The sequence below is a fragment of the Ferruginibacter profundus genome, assembly GCF_054783275.1.
In genome coordinates this window covers 1,740,214-1,759,152 of record NZ_BAAGQW010000001.1, presented here as the reverse complement: position 1 = coordinate 1,759,152, position 18,939 = coordinate 1,740,214, and the positions used below count along the sequence as shown (strand labels likewise).

General features: G+C 39.2%; 20 protein-coding genes. 11 read left to right on the top strand and 9 right to left on the bottom strand.

Translation table 11 applies throughout. The annotated features are described in order from the left end of the window. The first annotated feature begins 59 nt into the window (after positions 1-59). The 11 genes from ACYVM0_RS07480 to ACYVM0_RS07430 all read left to right on the top strand — a co-directional run bounded on the left by ACYVM0_RS07480 (position 60) and on the right by ACYVM0_RS07430 (position 11,396). Positions 60-992 (top strand): zinc metalloprotease, encoded by a 933-nt coding sequence (locus ACYVM0_RS07480; RefSeq protein WP_460554801.1) that lies wholly within the window; start codon positions 60-62, stop codon positions 990-992. A gap of 272 nt (positions 993-1,264) precedes the next feature. Further along, positions 1,265-2,116 carry an ATP phosphoribosyltransferase gene (gene hisG / locus ACYVM0_RS07475; protein ID WP_460554798.1) on the top strand — a complete coding sequence of 284 codons (852 nt, stop codon included), beginning with the start codon at positions 1,265-1,267 and terminating at the stop codon, positions 2,114-2,116. 74 nt (positions 2,117-2,190) lie between these two features. Continuing rightward, positions 2,191-3,537 (top strand): histidinol dehydrogenase, encoded by a 1,347-nt coding sequence (hisD, locus tag ACYVM0_RS07470; RefSeq protein WP_460554795.1) that lies wholly within the window; start codon positions 2,191-2,193, stop codon positions 3,535-3,537. After that, complete coding sequence (gene hisC, locus ACYVM0_RS07465; RefSeq protein WP_460554792.1) at positions 3,537-4,589, top strand: histidinol-phosphate transaminase; 1,053 nt, start codon at positions 3,537-3,539, stop codon at positions 4,587-4,589. Before hisD ends, hisC begins: the two co-directional genes overlap by 1 nt. Next, a complete protein-coding gene (gene hisB / locus ACYVM0_RS07460) occupies positions 4,586-5,728 on the top strand; it encodes a bifunctional histidinol-phosphatase/imidazoleglycerol-phosphate dehydratase HisB (RefSeq protein ID WP_460554789.1) in 1,143 nt (380 codons plus the stop codon). Before hisC ends, hisB begins: the two co-directional genes overlap by 4 nt. Next, a complete protein-coding gene (gene hisH / locus ACYVM0_RS07455) occupies positions 5,725-6,309 on the top strand; it encodes an imidazole glycerol phosphate synthase subunit HisH (RefSeq protein ID WP_460554787.1) in 585 nt (194 codons plus the stop codon). The genes hisB and hisH overlap by 4 nt, the downstream gene beginning before the upstream one ends. Next, positions 6,306-7,031, top strand: coding sequence for a 1-(5-phosphoribosyl)-5-[(5-phosphoribosylamino)methylideneamino]imidazole-4-carboxamide isomerase (gene hisA, locus ACYVM0_RS07450; RefSeq protein ID WP_460554784.1), 726 nt, complete (start codon positions 6,306-6,308; stop codon positions 7,029-7,031). The genes hisH and hisA overlap by 4 nt, the downstream gene beginning before the upstream one ends. Before the next feature lie 18 nt (positions 7,032-7,049). Then, the gene (gene hisF, locus ACYVM0_RS07445; protein WP_460554781.1) at positions 7,050-7,805 is read left to right on the top strand and encodes an imidazole glycerol phosphate synthase subunit HisF; all 756 of its coding nucleotides are present in this window, start codon (positions 7,050-7,052) and stop codon (positions 7,803-7,805) included. A 20-nt stretch (positions 7,806-7,825) separates the two neighbouring features. Then, positions 7,826-7,990 (top strand): hypothetical protein, encoded by a 165-nt coding sequence (locus ACYVM0_RS07440; RefSeq protein ID WP_460554778.1) that lies wholly within the window; start codon positions 7,826-7,828, stop codon positions 7,988-7,990. Continuing rightward, positions 7,980-8,576: a bifunctional phosphoribosyl-AMP cyclohydrolase/phosphoribosyl-ATP diphosphatase gene (hisIE, locus tag ACYVM0_RS07435; RefSeq protein WP_460554775.1), complete on the top strand. Its 597-nt coding sequence runs from the start codon at positions 7,980-7,982 to the stop codon at positions 8,574-8,576. The genes ACYVM0_RS07440 and hisIE overlap by 11 nt, the downstream gene beginning before the upstream one ends. Positions 8,577-8,708: 132 nt before the next feature. Next, positions 8,709-11,396 (top strand): hypothetical protein, encoded by a 2,688-nt coding sequence (locus tag ACYVM0_RS07430; RefSeq protein ID WP_460554772.1) that lies wholly within the window; start codon positions 8,709-8,711, stop codon positions 11,394-11,396. Positions 11,397-11,522: 126 nt separating this feature from the next. Here the strand turns inward: ACYVM0_RS07430 and ACYVM0_RS07425 are convergent, their stop codons facing one another. From ACYVM0_RS07425 to ACYVM0_RS07385, 9 genes are all read right to left on the bottom strand, one after another. Beyond that, on the bottom strand, positions 11,523-11,813 hold the full coding sequence (locus ACYVM0_RS07425) for a hypothetical protein (RefSeq protein ID WP_460554769.1): 291 nt from the start codon (positions 11,811-11,813) through the stop codon (positions 11,523-11,525). Between the two features lie 178 nt (positions 11,814-11,991). Further along, positions 11,992-12,624, bottom strand: a complete 633-nt coding sequence (locus ACYVM0_RS07420) for a hypothetical protein (RefSeq protein WP_460554766.1) — start codon at positions 12,622-12,624, stop codon at positions 11,992-11,994. Positions 12,625-12,793: 169 nt separating this feature from the next. Then, the gene (locus tag ACYVM0_RS07415; RefSeq protein ID WP_460554763.1) at positions 12,794-13,648 is read right to left on the bottom strand and encodes a sterol desaturase family protein; all 855 of its coding nucleotides are present in this window, start codon (positions 13,646-13,648) and stop codon (positions 12,794-12,796) included. A gap of 8 nt (positions 13,649-13,656) precedes the next feature. Beyond that, entirely contained in the window at positions 13,657-14,103 is a 447-nt protein-coding gene (locus tag ACYVM0_RS07410) for a DUF2147 domain-containing protein (protein WP_460554760.1), read from the bottom strand. A 159-nt stretch (positions 14,104-14,262) separates the two neighbouring features. After that, positions 14,263-14,790 (bottom strand): DUF2911 domain-containing protein, encoded by a 528-nt coding sequence (locus ACYVM0_RS07405; protein ID WP_460554757.1) that lies wholly within the window; start codon positions 14,788-14,790, stop codon positions 14,263-14,265. Positions 14,791-14,896: 106 nt separating this feature from the next. Then, positions 14,897-15,568, bottom strand: coding sequence for an RteC domain-containing protein (locus ACYVM0_RS07400; RefSeq protein WP_460554754.1), 672 nt, complete (start codon positions 15,566-15,568; stop codon positions 14,897-14,899). 98 nt (positions 15,569-15,666) lie between these two features. Then, entirely contained in the window at positions 15,667-17,046 is a 1,380-nt protein-coding gene (locus ACYVM0_RS07395) for a T9SS type A sorting domain-containing protein (protein WP_460554751.1), read from the bottom strand. A 288-nt stretch (positions 17,047-17,334) separates the two neighbouring features. Continuing rightward, complete coding sequence (locus tag ACYVM0_RS07390) at positions 17,335-18,069, bottom strand: LytR/AlgR family response regulator transcription factor (RefSeq protein WP_460554749.1); 735 nt, start codon at positions 18,067-18,069, stop codon at positions 17,335-17,337. Positions 18,070-18,223: 154 nt separating this feature from the next. Continuing rightward, the gene (locus ACYVM0_RS07385) at positions 18,224-18,853 is read right to left on the bottom strand and encodes an SHOCT domain-containing protein (protein ID WP_460554746.1); all 630 of its coding nucleotides are present in this window, start codon (positions 18,851-18,853) and stop codon (positions 18,224-18,226) included. Positions 18,854-18,939: the final 86 nt, after the last annotated feature.

The following is an 18,939-nucleotide window of genomic DNA, read 5'->3' as shown; positions in this document are numbered from 1 at the left end:
CGAAAAGCGCTGGCAGGGCCTGAAGCCGCTGCCAGGGTTTGTACCATAAAATAATTTACATGACCGAAGAAAACGAATCGTCAGAAATAGTAGTAAAGCCCGGGGAAACGGAATTTAAAAAAACATCTTTATCCCGAACGCTGGTAAGCCTGGCATTATTTATTGCGATTGATTACTGGATATTTAAAAGCTGGTTTTCGGTATTGTTATTGGTAACGGTAATTTTTATTCATGAGCTGGGGCATTTTATTGCCATGAAATTTTTTGGCTATAAAGGTGTGAACATGACGTTTGTACCCTTTGTTGGCGCTTATGTTTCGGGTACGGCAACCAATCTCTCCAGGAAAAATAAACTGATTGTTTTATTGGCAGGGCCTTTACCTGGTATTGTAATCGGTATTATTCTATTATACCTGCACCAGGGTAATTACGAACACCTTTATTTTCAGCTGGCCATGCCTTTTTTGTTGCTGAATGTATTCAACCTGTTACCGGTCTTTCCATTGGATGGCGGCCAGTTTTTTCAAACGCTGTTCTTTAATGGCAGCCGGATCATACAATTACTTTTTTTGTATTTATCCTGCGCTGCATTGGTGTACCTCTTCTTTAAATTAAATTATGCCTGGGGCCTGTTGCTGGTTGCCTTGCTTGTTTTACTCCGCATACACCAGGTTAACCTGCTGCATAAAGTACGTAAACAACTGGATGAAGAAGGTGTTGATTATGCCTGCTCTTATGATGACCTTACAGATGCGGAATACTGGCAGATCAGGAATGTAGTGATCAATAACAGCAGGGTGCTGAGCAGCAAATTTTCTACAGAAGAACAATCGGGTGATGAGCAAGTGATCATTAAGCATATTGAAAATGTATTGGTGCCGGCTTACGAGGATGACCTTACTACCGGCAGCAGGATGGCCTTTCTGCTGGTATGGATAGTGGCATTTACCCTGCCTGTATTACAATGGCTGCAGTATAAGGGCTACCTGTAGAAATTTTATTTGGAGATATAAACATTCCGTCTTTACTTTGTGCTAACAATGCAACAAATCGTTCACATACACCATCATCATACATTACTCAACGGGTAAGCGTGCTGATTTGTATGTAACTACACATAATTTTAATCAAGGGCTTACTGAAAAGTGAGCCCTTTTTATTTAGCCACGGATTACAGGAATTTACACGGATGAATACAAAAGTAAATTCGGGCAAAACAATTCTTGTAATTAGTGTATTTAATTCGTGTAATAAAAAACAAATAATGCTAAAGATCGCAATTCAAAAATCGGGGCGCTTGTATGAAGATTCCATCAAACTTTTAAAGGAGTGTGGTATCCAGTTAAACAATGGCAACAAACAATTAAAAACTATAGCAGAAAATTTTCCGCTGGAAGTTTATTTTTTAAGGGATGATGATATTCCCCAGTATGTGTACGATGGCGTGGCAGATATTGGCATTGTAGGTGAGAATGTATTGCTGGAAAAAAGTAAAGACATCGATTTAGTCTACCGGTTGGGTTTTGGAAAATGCAGGTTAAGCATTGCTGTACCAAAAACAATGCAGTATAAATCCATTACAGATCTGAACGGATTAAAGATTGCTACCACTTATGCTACTATCCTGCAAAAATATTTAGAGGAGAAAAAAATACCTGCAGAGATACATGAGATCAGCGGATCGGTAGAGATAGCGCCTGGTATTGGATTAGCAGATGCTATCTGCGACCTGGTGAGCAGCGGCAGCACTTTATTCACCAACGGATTGAAAGAAGTTGAAGTGATCTTAAAATCAGAAGCAGTACTAACATCCAATAAAAATCTTTCTGAAGAAAATAAGAATTTGCTGGAAAAATTATTGCTGCGTATCAATGCCGTAAAAACCGCCAAGAATAATAAGTACATTATTTTAAATGCGCCCAATCATCAATTACACAATATCGAAAATGTTTTACCGGGTATGAAGAGCCCAACGGTAACTCCATTGGCAACCGAAGGCTGGAGCAGTGTGCAAAGCGTGGTGAATGAAAATGATTTTTGGGAGGTGATAGAAAAATTAAAACAATTTGAAGCAGAAGGAATTTTAGTGATCCCGATTGAGAAGATGATTGTGTAAATACCATCAGCCCCGGGGGGAACCTGGAGAAAGCTGATCGGTAGTGACATTCAATTTTTATTTGGCTTACTAAAATGCTGTTTAAAAAATTATACACTTTAAAACTAAGTTCCCCTTTTGGGGACAGGGGTATGGAAATTTATATTAATCCTGAAAAAAATAAATGGCAGCAGCTACTGCAGCGCCCGGTTTTTGATACAAAAAAACTGGAAGGCACTGTTGCTGCAATTGTAAAAGACGTGAAATTGAATGGCGATGCAGCTGTAAAAAAATATGCTGCACAATTTGATGCAGTACAATTGAACGAATTAAAAGTGAGTGCAAAAGAAATTGAAGATGCTATTGCAACAGTGGATGATAATTTAAAAGCAGCGATTGCCATTGCCAAAAATAACATCACTGCATTTCACGAAGCACAAAAAGAAACAGTTACAAAAATTGAAACGGTAAACGGTGTGGTGTGCTGGAGAAAAGCGGTAGCTATTGAAAAGGTGGGATTGTATATTCCGGGAGGAACAGCGCCTTTGTTTTCTACCTTATTAATGCTGGGTATACCGGCCGGCATTGCAGGCTGTAAAGAAATTGTAGTATGTACACCTTGTGATAAAAACGGAACAGTAAATGCCGTTGTTTTGTATGTAGCGCAATTGATCGGCATCAAAAATATTTACAAAATAGGCGGCGTGCAGGCCATTGCTGCTATGGCTTATGGTACAGTTGTTGTTCCAAAAGTGTATAAGATATTTGGTCCGGGTAATCAATATGTAACCTGTGCCAAACAGCTGGTAAATGCAGGTGGTATTGCCATTGATATGCCTGCCGGTCCCAGTGAAGTAGCAGTATATGCAGGTGCAGGCAGCAATGCTGCATTTGTTGCAGCCGACTTATTAAGCCAGGCGGAACATGGAACAGACAGCCAGGTGGTGTTAGTTGCCAGTGCCGCTTCAATAGCAGAGGACGTACAGGCAGCGCTGGAAAAACAATTGTCAGCTTTATCAAGAAATACCATAGCTGAAAAAGCTTTGGCCAACAGCAGGTTTATCGTAATGGAAAATGCAGATGCAGCATTTGAATTATTGAATGAATATGCGCCGGAGCACCTGATCATTGCATCTGATAATGCTTTAGCACTTTCTGAAAAAGTAATTAATGCAGGGAGTGTTTTTATCGGGCACTATTCTCCTGAGAGTGCAGGCGATTATGCATCGGGCACCAATCATACGTTGCCCACCAATGGTTATGCAAAAGCCTACAGTGGTGTATCGTTGGATAGTTTTGTAAAGAAGATCACTTTTCAGCAATTGAATGCTGCCGGTTTACAAAATATTGGTACTGCTGTGGAAGTAATGGCTGCGGCAGAAGGACTGGATGCCCATAAAAATGCAGTCACCATTCGTCTAAATGAAATAAACAAATCATAATGCAATTTGAATTACACAAACTGATCCGGGATAATATTAAAGTGCTTAAGCCTTACTCTTCGGCAAGGCATGAGTTTACAGGAAAAGCATCTGTATTTTTAGATGCCAACGAAAACGCTTACGGCTCACCGGTAGCGGAAAATTATAACCGCTATCCCGACCCTTTGCAATGGCAATTAAAATTTCAACTGGCAAGAATAAAAGGAGTGCCGGCAGAAAATATTTTTATTGGTAATGGCAGCGATGAAGTGATCGACCTGGCCTATCGTATTTTTTGTGAGCCACGAAAAGATAATGTGATCATTTGTCCGCCTACTTATGGCATGTACCAGGTAAGTGCCAACATCAATGATGTAGCCATAAAAAAAGTGACCCTCACTAGGGATTTTGAACTGGATGTGGAAGGCATCATGAATGCTACAGACGAACATACCAAATTATTATTCATCTGTTCGCCCAATAATCCAACCGGCAATAATATGAACCGTGCCGATGTGGAAGTATTGCTGAATAATTTTCCTGGTATTATTATCATTGACGAAGCGTATATCAATTTCTCTAAACAAAAAACATTTATACAGGAGTTAACGGAGTATCCTAATTTAATAGTGATGCAAACTTTATCCAAAGCCTGGGGCCTTGCAGCGTTAAGACTGGGATTGTGTTTTGCATCGATGGATATCATTGATATTTTTAACAAGGTAAAACCGCCTTACAATATCAATGAAGCATCGCAACAGATTGCCCTGGATGCCTTGCAGGAAACGGCAATGGTAAATAAATGGATCAAAGAAGTAGTGCATCAGAAAGAAGAACTGGCTGCGGCATTGGTAAGATTGCCGTTTGTTAAAAAAGTATATCCTACAGATGCTAATTTTATTTTAGTACAGGTTAACGATGCTGATGCACTTTACCAATACCTTGCCGACAATGAAATTGTAGTGCGTAACAGGAATAAAGAAGCAGGCTGCGAAAATTGTTTGCGTATCACAGTAGGAACGCCGGATGAAAATAAGAATCTATTATCTACTTTAAAAAAATATCAAGGGTGAAAAAAGTATTATTTATTGACAGGGATGGCACATTGATCAAAGAAGCTCCACCAACCTATCAACTGGACTCATTTGCAAAACTGGAATTTTACCCGGATATGTTTTTGTACATGCGTAAAATTGCAACAGAATTAAATTACGAACTGGTGATGGTGACCAACCAGGATGGGTTAGGCACTGCAAGTTTTCCTGAAGATACATTCTGGCCCGTACATAATTTAGTGATGGCCAGTTTGGCAAATGAAGCCATTCATTTCAGTGAGGTTTGTATCGACAGGACTTTTCCTGAAGAGCATGCACCCACACGTAAGCCTGCTACCGGAATGCTCACAAAATATCTGGATAACACAGAGTATGATATTGCCAATTCATTTGTAATTGGCGATAGAATTACAGATATGGAGTTAGCCAAAAATTTGGGCTGCAAAGGGTTCTGGTTAAATACAGATGCCGGCCTTGGTGCATCCGAAATAAAAGATACCATCAGTGCATTAAAGCAAGAGGTGATTGTTTTGGAAACTCCGGACTGGTCGGATATTTATGCGTATTTGAAATTACCGCCAAGAAAAATCGTTCACCAGCGTAATACAAACGAAACCAAAATAACAGTAGCCGTAAATTTAGATGGTACGGGCAAAGCAACCATAGACACCGGTTTAGCATTTTTTGACCATATGCTGGAACAGATTGCAAGGCATGGCAATATCGACCTGGATATTGAATGCAAGGGCGACCTGCATATTGATGAACACCATAGTATTGAAGACACCGGCATAGCTTTAGGCGAAGCCATTGCAAAGGCATTAGGGGATAAGAGAGGTATTGAGCGCTATGGTTTTTTATTACCTATGGATGATTGTTTGGCCCAGGTAGCGATTGATTTTGGGGGGAGAAACTGGATCGTTTGGGATGCAGAATTTAAAAGAGAAAAAATAGGAGAGATGCCTACAGAAATGTTCTTTCATTTTTTTAAATCATTCAGCGATGCATCTAAAAGTAATTTGAATATAAAAGCAGCAGGCGACAATGAACATCATAAAATTGAATCCATTTTTAAAGCTTTTGCAAAAGCCATAAAAATGGCGGCGAAGAGAGATATTAATAATAATGCGTTGCCATCAACCAAAGGACTATTATGATTGCGATTATAAAATACAATGCCGGTAATGTACAAAGTGTACAGTATGCATTGCAGCGCATAGGAGCTGAATCAATAGTAACCGATGATGAAGCGATGATCCGCAATGCATCAAAAGTTATTTTTCCCGGTGTGGGACATGCCAATGCAGCAATGGCTTATTTAAAAGAACGGGAACTCGATAAAGTGATTGTTTCTTTACAACAGCCGGTACTGGGTATTTGTTTAGGATTGCAATTGTTATGCCATCATTCCGAAGAAGGTGATACCCGGTGCATGGGCATATTTGATACCGGGGTGAAATTATTTGAATCCAAGGAATTAAAAATACCACAGATAGGGTGGAATACAATTTACGATTACCAATCTGTTTTATTTAACGGGTTAAACGAAGGCGCTTTTGCCTATACGGTGCACAGTTATTATGCAGCACTATGTAATGAAACGGTGGCAAAAACAGATTATAGTTTACCTTACAGTGCAGCGCTGCAAAAAGATAATTTTTATGCAGTGCAGTTTCATCCTGAAAAATCAGGAAAGGTTGGAGAAATTATTTTACAAAACTTCATACAACTGCCATGATCATTATTCCCGCAATTGACATTATTGATGGAAAATGTGTACGCCTTACCAAGGGTGATTATGCACAACAGAAAGTTTATAACGAAAATCCTGTAGAAGTAGCTAAACAATTTGAGGCCGCAGGAATACAGCGGTTGCATATTGTAGACCTGGACGGTGCAAAAGCCGGAAAGATCATCAATTTAAAAGTATTGGAAAATATTGCTTCGGCAACAAACCTGGTCATTGATTTTGGAGGTGGTGTAAAAAATATAACCGATGTAGGTAATATTTTTAATGCAGGTGCCGCTATGGTAACCGTGGGCAGCATTGCCGTAAAGCATCCAGAATTACTGGAAGAATGGCTGATGGAATTCAGTGCCGAACATTTTTTAGTAGGCGCAGATGTGCTGGATGAAAAAATAAAGATCAGCGGCTGGCTGGAGGATGGCGGTATTAATATTTTTAATTTTATCGGTCAGATGATCAGCCTGGGTACTACCAATATTTTTTGTACTGATATTTCTAAAGACGGTGTGATGGAAGGGCCTTCTGTGGCGTTGTATAAAAAAATCATGACAGAGCATCCTGAAATAAATTTAATTGCAAGTGGCGGTGTAAGTAATATTGATGATGTGAAAGAATTAAAAACTATCGGGTGCAAGGGTGCTATTATTGGGAAAGCCATTTACGAAGGTTTAATAAGCTTGCAGGACCTGGCATCCCTAAACTCTAAACTCTAAACCTCTAAACTCTAAATCTTGCTTACAAAGAGAATCATCCCTTGTCTCGATATCAAAGACGGCAGAACTGTTAAAGGTATCAACTTCGAAAGCATCCGTGATGCCGGCGATCCGGTTGAACTGGCTATTATTTATTCTGAACAAGGCGCAGATGAATTGGTTTTTTTAGATATCACTGCTACTGTTGAAAAAAGAAAAACATTAGTGGAGTTAGTAAAAAGAATTGCAGCGAATATCAATATCCCTTTTACTGTGGGTGGCGGTATCAGTACGGTAGAAGATGTGGCCTTGTTATTACAAAACGGTGCCGATAAAATTTCGGTGAACACATCCGCATATAAAAATCCACAACTGATACAAGACTTAAGCAATGCATTTGGCAGCCAGTGTGTGGTATTGGCGATAGATACCAAAAAGGAAGCCGATGGCGAATGGTATGTGTATTTAAATGGAGGCAGAACAAAAACTGAAACCAAAACTATGGAATGGGCAAAGCAGGCGGTTAGTTTGGGCGCAGGAGAGATCTTATTAACGAGCATGAATAATGATGGTACTAAAAATGGTTTTGCTATGGATATCACTGCTGCTTTATCCAATGCATTGCCGGTGCCTGTTATTGCAAGCGGTGGTGCAGGAACAATGGAACATTTTAAAGAAGTATTTGAAAATGCCAATGCTGATGCTGCGCTGGCAGCGAGTATTTTTCATTATAAAGAAATTGAAATACCGGAGTTGAAAAAATATTTAGCACCTCATGTTAATATGAGAATGTAAAAAATAAGACGATGTTATTTATGGGCATCATAGCGGCTTTTATAACTTTCCTGTTTTTTAAAAATAAACAGGAAAACAGGGCTATTGACCGCCGTAACAGGATCGCTGAAAAGCAAGAAGAATTGGTAGAACAATTAAGAAAAAATAATTCTCAACAAGAAAATATAACTGACGATGAAAATTGATTTTGCAAAATTTACTGACGGACTTGTACCAGCAATTATACAGGATGATATAACCGGTAAAGTGCTGATGCTTGGTTTTATGAACGAAGCCGCAGTTGCCAAAACGCAGGAGCTGCAGAAAGTAACTTTTTTCAGCCGTAGTAAAAACAGGTTATGGACAAAAGGAGAAGAGAGCGGTAATTTTTTATTGCTGAAAGATATTAAAGCTGATTGTGATAATGACACGTTACTGATCAAGGCCACGCCGCAAGGGCCTACCTGCCATACCGGCGCTGATACCTGCTGGAATGAAAAAAACGAAACCGGTAATTTTCTCTTGCAATTAGAACAAGTTATTGCGGACAGAAAGAATAATCCTTCAGATAAATCCTACACCAGTTCTTTATTTGCAAAAGGGATCAATAAAATTGCCCAAAAAGTAGGCGAAGAGGCAGTGGAAATTGTGATTGAAGCTAAGGATGACAATAAGGATTTATTTTTAGGTGAAGCAGCCGATCTTTTATTTCATTATTTGATTTTATTACAGGCTAAAGATTTTTCATTGCAGGATGTTATTGAAGTGCTGAAGCAAAGGCATAATAAATAAGGAACGGTTTTTGCACTTCTGCAGCCTCTGAGTGCCTGCTTTTACTTTCTTTATACATGATTTGCAACCATTAAGCCTCCCCGGAGGTCAATAGTAAGTAAAGTTTAATACAACGTATCTTAAATTTGTACTATGAAAAAGTTCAAGAAAATCCTGAAAATATTTTTGATCAGCCTGGTAGTGCTGATTGCCCTTGCATTTGCAGCGCCCTATTTATTCAAGAGCCAGATAGTGGCATTTGTAAAAAAAGAGATCAACAATAACCTGACTGCAAAAGTTGATTTTAAAGATGTGGATATTTCTTTCTTCCGCCATTTTCCCAAAGTGGCAGTAGGCCTGGATAAATTACAGGTAATTGGTACGGGGCCTTTTGCTGAAGATACTTTATTATCTGCAGAGCGTATTGATGCCGCTGTTAATATCATGAGCATCATTAAAGGAAAGAACATGACCATTTATTCTGTGTTTGCAGAGTCGCCCCGAATACATGCTATTGTAAATAAAGATGGTGTTGCCAATTGGGATATTATAAAACCCGATACCACTGCCAAAAAAGAAGGCGAAGAAAAGCCATTTGCATTGCAGTTGAATAATTACGAGATCAGCAATGCTTATATCAGTTATAAAGATGAGCCGGGGGCCATGAGCAGTGAAATATTTAACCTTAACCATAGCGGCAGCGGTGATTTTACTTCGGATAAGTTTACTTTAAAAACAGCCACCAAAGCTGATGCCGTTACATTTACCTACGGCGGTATTCCTTTTTTAGCCAATGCAAAAACCGTTGTTGATGCTAATGTGGAAATTGACAACAAACAAAATACCTATACTTACAATACCGATAATATTTCAGTGAATGATCTAAAGATCAGCAGTAATGGTGTCATCAAAAATCTGAACGATAAGGGCTATGACATGGATATTAAATTCAAAGCACCGTCTACCGATTTTAAAAATATTTTGTCATTGATTCCTGCAGTGTATAAAAATGATTTTGATAAAATTAAAACCAGCGGCAATGCTATTTTCAGTGGTTTTGTAAAAGGCGTATATAATGATGTTACCATGCCTGCTTACCATGTGGATATGGAAGTGAAGAATGGTTTCTTTCAATATGCCGATTTGCCAAAGCCGGTACAAAACATAAATTTTAAAGCACAGGTAGATAATAAGGACGGACAAACGGATAATACTATTGTGAATGTGGAGAACGGACATATTGAAATGGATAAAGAACCATTCGACTTCAGGTTGCTGGTAAAAAATCCGGTGAGTAATATGTTTGTGGATGCTGCTGCAAAAGGAAAACTGGATCTGAGTAAGGTAGCACAATATGTAAAACTGGAAAAGGATACCCGGCTGGCTGGTTTGCTGAATGCTGATGTAAGTGTAAAAGGAAATGTAAGCGATATTGAAAAACAGCAGTATGAAAAATTCAGTGCAGCGGGTACTGTTGGGCTGAATGATTTTTTATACGTTGCCAGGGATTATCCCACCGGCGTAAAAATAAATTCGCTGTTAACTTCCTTTACGCCCAAACAAATTGACATCAGTAATCTGAACGGGCAATACATGTCTACCAACTTTAACGGCACCGGGCAAATTAATAACCTGCTGAATTATTTATTTCAGAATAAACCATTGCAGGCTTCTTTGAATGTAAATGCCGATAAATTAAATCTTAACGACTGGATGGGCACATCTGCAGATACCACAACAACGGGGCCTGCGGCTGCACCATTCGCCGTGCCTGCAAATTTAAATATCACTTTGCAGACAAAGGTGGATAAAGTGCATTATGATAAAACGGATATCGATAATCTTACCGGTACCCTTTTAATTAATAACGAAACTGTTTTTATTAAAGATGTAAAAGGCAATGCGCTGGATGGTACGCTTGGTGTAAACGGGCAATACTCCACTCTGCAAAGCAAAGCCAAACCTGATATTGCTTTGGATTATGCTGTTACCGGCGTGGATGTACAAAAAACATTTTACGCTTTTAATACGGTACAAAAATTAATGCCTATCGGAAAATTTATTGCGGGTAAACTCACTTCGCAGATGACGGTAAAAGGAAAATTAGGCGATAATATGATGCCGGATATGAATTCGCTCACCGGAAATGGTAATTTATTATTGATACAAGGTTTCCTCAGCAAGTTTGCCCCGTTGGATAAAATTGCCAGCACTTTAAATGTAAAAGCGCTGGAACAGGTTTCCTTAAAAGATGTAAAAAACTATTTTGAATTTTCCAATGGTAAGGTACTCATCAAACCATTTGCTTTTAAAGTTTCGGGAATTGATATGGAGATCGGCGGCTTGCAAGGTTTTGATCAGTCATTGGATTTTATTGTGAACATGAAACTACCCCGAGCGTTAATGGGAGCTCAAGGCAATCAGCTGGTGAATAATTTAGTTACACAGATCAATAGCAAAGGGGTTCCCGTACAGGTTGGCGAAACGGTGAACCTGAATTTAAAACTCGGCGGTTTTATAAAATCCCCCACTGTAAAAACTGACCTGAAGCAAGGTGCAGCTAATCTTGCCGACCAGATGAAGCAACAGGTTACTGATTTTGCCAAAGCAAAAATTGACAGCACCAAGCTGGCCGTTACCAATGCCGTGAAGGATACTGTAAAATCGTTAAAGAACCAGGCATTGAATGCAGCTAAAGATGAGCTGGCTAAACAATTAGGCGGTGATAAAAATACTGTAGCCGATTCAACTAAAACAAAACCGAATGCCAAAGAATCTTTAAAAGGATTGATGAATGGTTTGTTGAAGAAGAAGGTAAAGGATACGGCAACAAAACAATAATTTTCAGCAGTATATTATTTGCCGGAGTGAGCCACCCTTTGGGGGTGACCCACTCCTTACAGCTCTTTCTTCGGGTGAGTCACCCACGATGGGTGGCTCACCCGAAGAAAGTACGATAGCACTTAATTAATTGCTCCTGGCTTTGGTACCTGCTAAAAATACTTCCATGTTGCTTTTATCTGCTGCACCGGCAATCCACTCATTTACCAGTTCACTGTTGATGGGTTCATAAATATCCATTGGCAATTCTTTTACCGGCACCAGCATCAGGTAATGCGGCTCCACGTATTCAGGATGATGATCGAGTGTAAAACCCTGCACCTGTAAATATTTGTAGCCCTTTTCTTCCAAACTGTGTATTGCTTCGGCAGTAAGTGCCCTGTGATAGAGAAAGTTGTTCTTGATTTCGTTTGTCATAGTTGCTGTTTATGTAATAACAAACTACAGTTAATAAAGTTTATATTTTTTTTGAAAAGAGTGCATGTTCAATGTTTGAACTTCATTGGTGAAGCTTTATTCAACAGTGGAAAATTGGGGCTTTTATTGAAGTGTAGAGGAAACTAAATATTTTTTATTAGTTATAATAATCGATTGTCTATTTATTGACATTTTGAGTGTAGGTCATTTCCGTTATTAAATCTTTTTTGTTTTTGGTGGTTATCAGCAATAGATTTTTTTTCATGGTTTCGTCGGTTTGTGTGCCAGCCAGTTGTTTTAATAATTCATTTCCTTTTGTTTGTTGCCCAAGCATGATCAGTGTTATCGCTTTATTGCTTGCCAGGATAAGATAATTCGTGTTTGTATTATGAATAGTGTCCAGAACGGCATCACATATTTGTAACGATTTTTTAAAATAAGGTACTGATGAAATAGAGTCATTCAGCCTTTCGTAAAATATTCCGCCTAACAGGTAAAGGTCTTGCGCACCCGGATTTATTCTGATGGTATTATTTATAGCGGTAATAGCTTTGTTGTATTGTTGCAAACTGTTCAGGAACATTAATTTTTCATAATAACAGGGAAAGCAATTACTATCAATGGCTGTGGCGCTATCAAGAAATAAAAGTGCTTTTTTACAACTATCGGCATTATCAATATATTGAACCAGGGGAATTATTTTGTCATGCAACTTACCAGCGTCTGCTGTAATTGAGTGTCTGGCTGAATTTGATTTGCAGGAAAAAAATCCCAATAATATAAGAAACAGAATAAGTTTAATAGCTTTCATAAAAGCAGTTGAATAATATAAATATACAAACTACAAGTTACAGAATAGAAATTACTATTTTAATTGCTGCAAGCTACGCTTCAATAAAAGCTCAATAAAGGTATACTGTACAAGTGAGTGACACAACGATGTTTGGCTGTGGACAACTGCTCGTTCCAAAAAGCAACGATCACTTATTAACTGCGTGCAATTCATCAATCATTACCGGATTACTCTTCCGGTATTTTCCAAAAGGCAATTTTAGTAAATGCAGGTATTTTCTTTTATCTGGTTCATCCATAAATGTATCTACACCAAAAATAATTTTAGAAGGGTGGAGGCGTTTGAAAGTGCCGAAGAGATGATCCCAGATGCTCAATACATCGCCGTAATTGCAATCCGTATAGGGTTGAGCATAGTGATGGTGTACATGATGAATATTAGGTGTGATGAACAATATACCGGCAACTTTATCTACTTTTTCGGGCAGCCGGTAGTTCACATGTGCAAAAACATTGCTGGCGATCTGTATAATTTGCCGCAGTACCAATGCCCAGAAAACAGTGCCGCTGATAAAAACCCAGAGTAAGGTAAAACTGTTGCGGATAAAATTTTCACCCGGGTGCTCCCGTAAGGAAGTGGAAGTATCTAAATGAAGGTCGCTGTGGTGTACCACATGAAACATCCAGAAGCGTTTAATTTTGTGCATTACCACATGGTAGATATATTCGCCAAAATCGAGAAAAATAAAAGTGGCGATAAATAGCCAGAGCTCATTTTTTAAGAACGGAATGTGGTAGAAGAAACCAAAATGATGCCTGGCTGTCCATTGCATGGTGGCGGCAAATGTAATACCCACCAGTACCTGCAACGGAAAATTACTGAAGATAAAACCGGCATTTACAATGGCATGTCTCCACTTTTTATAATTTACATTCAGGCCGGCCAGTAATTCAATATTCCAGCAGAGCAGCAGCATGCCGGTGATGAGAAAAAACTGTGCTTCCGATGACGAATACACTAAGAAATGAATAAGGTGGTGCATATATGGGTTTAAACTTTATTAAAGGTCATTGTTTCGCCAAAAAGGCTTACCAGCCAGTAACCCCTCACTTTTAACTGGTGGTTTTTATTGATCCATACTTTGGAACTCCATTCTTTTCCCGATTTACTATCGTAGATCACACCATCCACCCATTCGTCATCCTCTTCATCATACGTTAGTCCGCTCAACACTTCCATCCCCGCAATCTTCCTGGAGCGTAATGCTGCCTTCGGATTTTTTTCATCCAGCCTGGTATTCCAGGGTTTGTTTTTATCATCACTATCATCAAACCAAAGTACTTTAGCTTTAAACTGTGTACCATCTTTGTACACTTCCACTTTAAGGTTATTATCTTCACTCATCCATTGGCCTACAATGGCGTCAGGATTTTTTTGTGCATAGCTGCTGAATGAGCAGAGCGTTGCAATAAAAAAGCAAATGAATGTATGTTTCATTATAGCGGTTACTTTATTTATTCCAACGACAAAGAGACAAATTACATGCGCAGGCCGTGGTTAAACAAGTGTTAATCAGGAAAACATTGGGAGCATTAACGGCAATAAAAAAGAGCCATGCAAATTGCACAGCTCTCTTTTTATAGTGAGATCAAAAAATTATTCTACCTTAAAAGTAACTTTATTATCGCCCCACAATAATGTAACCAGGCCGTTTTTGTCAATGGTAAAAGTCATCTTTTCGGCAAAGGGAGTTGCTTTGGAAACGGTAGCAGGAATCCTTAATGCATCATCGGCTTCTTTGTAAGAAAAAGCGCCCCATTGTTTCCAGGTTTTATTAAAAATAATGGTCCATGTTTCTGCACCGGAAAGGCTGAACAAACCATATTTTCCCGCAGGTAATTCTTTGCCATTAATTTTTAATGCCTTGGTGGTTTCAAAAACGGTGGCTTCGTTGGCACCGGTGCGCCATACTTCACCGGCTTTAGGTTCAAGGTCTTTACCAATAGTCCTTCCTTTTACAGAAGGCTGGCTGTAATCGATACTTACTACGGCGCCTGATGCAAGTGTTTGTGTTACCAGTGCAGGCGGGCTGGGGCGTTTGCTTTTGTCACCTCCCTGTGCCTGTGTGTTACTGCTGATGACCAGGCCGGTTAACAGCAGTGCAAATGTGGCTATCTTTTTCATGTGTAAAGTTTTTAAGTGAACTGCAATGTAAACTTTTTAGATTAATTGCAGTTTACCGTTGCTGTATATTTTGTGATTTAAAACAACAAATTTTTCGGGAAAATGTTTAGCGGGCATGTAATATTAGTTTGGGTTGAGCATTGACCAACCTGTTAAAGAAGGAAAACCTGAGGTCGGATAAAGTGAAAAGTGTTGCAGCAGGATGGTACTGTTGCCGGGGCTCTTTTGTATTGCCTTTCAATAGTATTTCCAGTTCTGCTTCTACATACTTTCTGTATTTCTGGTACGCAATTATGCAAGCCACAACATGATCTTGTGAACTGGCTGTGTTAATATCAGATAGCTTGCTGCCGGCTGCCTTGCCTGTATTACAGGCACGGGTAAAATAACTGCGGTCATTATAGTTTTGCCCGCTGCTGTAGTATTGATAAAATTCCTTGTGCCGGGTATAAAATTTTTCCACTCTCTTCAATTCATGCATCCAGTAGGCTGCCAGTGCATTGGTATCGTTTGAAGGTTTAAATAAAATGGCCTGGTAGTGCAGGGTATAATATTCTATTGCAGCTATAAATAAGGGTTTTATATTTTTAAAGAAATGGATCTCTTCCGTTTCGGTGGTGAATATATAAGATTCTAAGTATTTTTTTATTTTGCCCCAGCAATGAATAACGATATTAAAACAGCCTTCTATCATTGTGGTTTCACATTTGCAATGCATCACTAAGTCGTTGATGTCATCCTGCATTTGTGTATAGAGTTGCATCGAACTACTGTTCATGAGTTTTGGGTTTGGTAATGGCAATAATTTATCATACTGTACGTACAGCTGAGTGGCTGTACATACAGTTGAGGAATACATTTTAATATGTGATAGCGCTATTGTTTTAAAACTTTTTGTCGCCAGGTATGCCCGCCTGCTGTCACTGTGACGATATAAATTCCGGCAGCAGCACCCGGTGGCAGGTTAAGTTGCCACCTGTTACCAGTATACGAAGTATGCTGCTGGCTGATTGTTTTGCCATACACATTGGTAATGGTGGCGGTAACGGTGGCATAATTCTCCGCTAATGAAACCCACAACTGCTCTGTAAAAGGATTGGGATAGATGACAACCGGGTAAGAGTTTTTGGTTTTAATTTTGATGACCGGTGTATAAGTAATAAATTTCGATGCCGTATCAACGTACTTTATCCTGTAATAACCAATTTCGGCTGATAAAGGTGCCGCCAAATAAGAGTATTGTATGGTGTTGTTATACTTTCCTGCGGCTAACGAATGTATCGTTTCAAACTGTGTGCCATCGGTTGATGATTCAATATAGAATACAGCATTGGCCGTATTATTGTTTTCCATTTCCCAATACAGCATATTGCCTGCAGGGTATTGTGTTGCAGAGAAGGTGAGAAAATTATTTGATAGTACCTGTATCATATTACAACCGGTGCAACCCCTGAAAATATCTGCCGTTCCCCAGGAAGGTTTACAACCGAAAGGCCTGCACGAAGAATCAGTGCGGTGTGTGGGGCCAAGGCAAAGATGAATGTACGGATTCACGGTAGTAAGTGTATCCCATAGCTGCGAAAATTCTGATACCGATACACAGGCAAAAGCTTCGGGGGCAAAATAGCTGTTCTTTACTTTGTTATACAGTACTGTCATCACCGTTTCACTGCCTTTGCCAAGGCATACACTGTTTACGGCAGATTGCGGATCGGTGATGATGCCATGAAAATAGGCTTTGCCTTTATTTACAAACCAGGAGTTGGCATTGTTGATAACAAAGTACTGGTTGTTCATTTTTAGAGTTGCAGTACGTGTGGCATTGATAACCACATTGGGTTTTGCAGCGGTAGCCCAGCCATTTTCCAAAGACAAATTCCTTTGAATTTCCAATGTGCCGTAGTTGTAGAGATAACTATTGCCTTTTAACGGCAGGCCCGAACCGATACCGCTGCCAATTACAAACCTGCCACCGGCCTGTACAAATATTTTACCGGAATCCATATAAAATTTATCGATGGTAAGATTACCGCATACCACTAAAGTGCCGCCATTCAATTTTAAAGAATTAAAAGTTGTTGCTGCGCCATAATACCATTTGGTAGTGCCGCTATTTAATGTTTCACCATCAGTAGCTAAAGGCTCGGTATTGGTGCAACTTGCAGTGGGAGCGGTTAAACATTGGCCATGTAAGGGAGTTGCTGTAATCACTGCTAAAATAAGCAGGACAAAGAAGAAAATGAAAAGGGCTTTCATAATTTGATTTTTTTAAGGATATTGAATTTATATATTGGATAATAGAAAAACAGTTCTGTAAAATCCCCTTTTCACTGGCGCTGGTTGATATAATTGACAATAACAATTATAACAGCAGCAAAACTTTGGTAAACTATTAATGCAAACCGGCATTTGCACAGTATCCTTTTATCAGCAGTTGCAAAGTAAACCTACACACTTGGCCGGTAGAAATGTAACGAAGTTGCAGCAGTTGAAACAATTACTGCATTAGTTGTAGAAAATTGAACACGAACAAAAGGAAGGTAGTTATTCTCCCAGCCATTTTTTAAAATTGGCAATACGCTCACGGCTAACGATCATTTCTTTTTCAACCGGGGGCAGTAAATTTATTTTGTAACGGTTACCGGGATAGGAATAAATAACCGCAATTGAATTAATGGAAATGATATACGACCTGTTGATACGAAAGAAAAATTGCGGGTCAAGAATGGTTTCCAGTTCATCCATCCTGTATTCAATTAAAAATTTCCGGTTATCGAATGTTTTAAAAAAGATGAAGCGGTTATCAGAGAAAAAATAAGCAATCTCTTCCACTGCAACAGACAATAGTTTTTGCTGGTAGGTAACTAAAAATCTTTTTTTAATGGCTTGCTGCAATTCGGGTAAGGTAGCCATCTGGTCCCGTTTATTTACGGTTTTAGTGATATCAGTTTGTTCTTTCTGTAAGGGAGTAGTGCCGGTATTTTCCTTGAGTAAATATTTTTGCAGGTACTTCAGATTGTTTATCCTGAAGGCAAGATATACGAGGTGATTTTTGCCGGCGGTAATGATCAGTTTTGCTTCAATAGAATTCTGCGTGTCACTCAGCAATTGTTTATTTACTAATACCAGGTCGGGGATTGGGGGGGTGTTTATTTGTGATTGCAATGCAGCTATATCATTTACCACAGCAAGGATGTTGATGCTGCTATCGATGGCATGCAGCACCCGCATTAATTTTTTTATCACCTGCTTTTCCGGCTCTACAATTATTACTTTCATAACCCCTGGGAATATTTCTTTTATTGCAAGTTCATTTTTTAGCCCTGTAGTTTCAAGGGCAAGCAGAATGAACTGAAAGAAATACTGGATGAGTTGCCCGAAGCAGCAGCGGAATTTATTGCGCTTAGGATTTTGTTAATGTTATCTGAAGCAATTAATTCCCGATCAATTTATTTTTCTGTGCCACGTATTCCTCATTGGTAATAGCGCCTTTCTGCAACAGGTCGAATAATTTATGCAATTCGTCTGCAATCATTTGTTGTGAAGCCGCCGGGCCTGCAGCCGGCCTTTGCGCCGCAATAGCCTGTGCCAGTTGTGTAGCCTGGCTGCTGATCTGCATGCGTTTGTATTCTTCCTGTGCGTGGGTGATGGTGTCTTTTAATAATTTAGGATGATGGATCAACTGGTATTTTGTTTCACCTAATTCAGCGGCCGTTTGTATATCCACATCTCCATAACCAAAAATTCTGCCCCATATCGTTTGATCGTATTCCACATTATTAATTTTATCCAGCGGACTTTCTTTTGAATAGCGGGTAAAATAACCGCTTTCATCCACCACTCTCATATTGGTAACAGCCCACAGGTTATATTTCCAATTGATGTATTCCAACGCAGGGTAAATAGCTGCCAGCAAAATAATTACAAAGCCCACACCGGTAGGCATCCACCATAATATGGCAATGGTAAGCACAAGCCATGCAAACATGGGCAGCACTAATTTTATCCAGTGCTTGCGGATGATGAGTAATAATTTTTCGTCTGTTTTTAATTTCGTCCTCATGATGTATAAATAATTTTTCAGAGCGTGGATTAAAAAGATGGTGCGGAGAAAAGAATATTTTAAAAGTACAATTTTTTTCTGCTGTT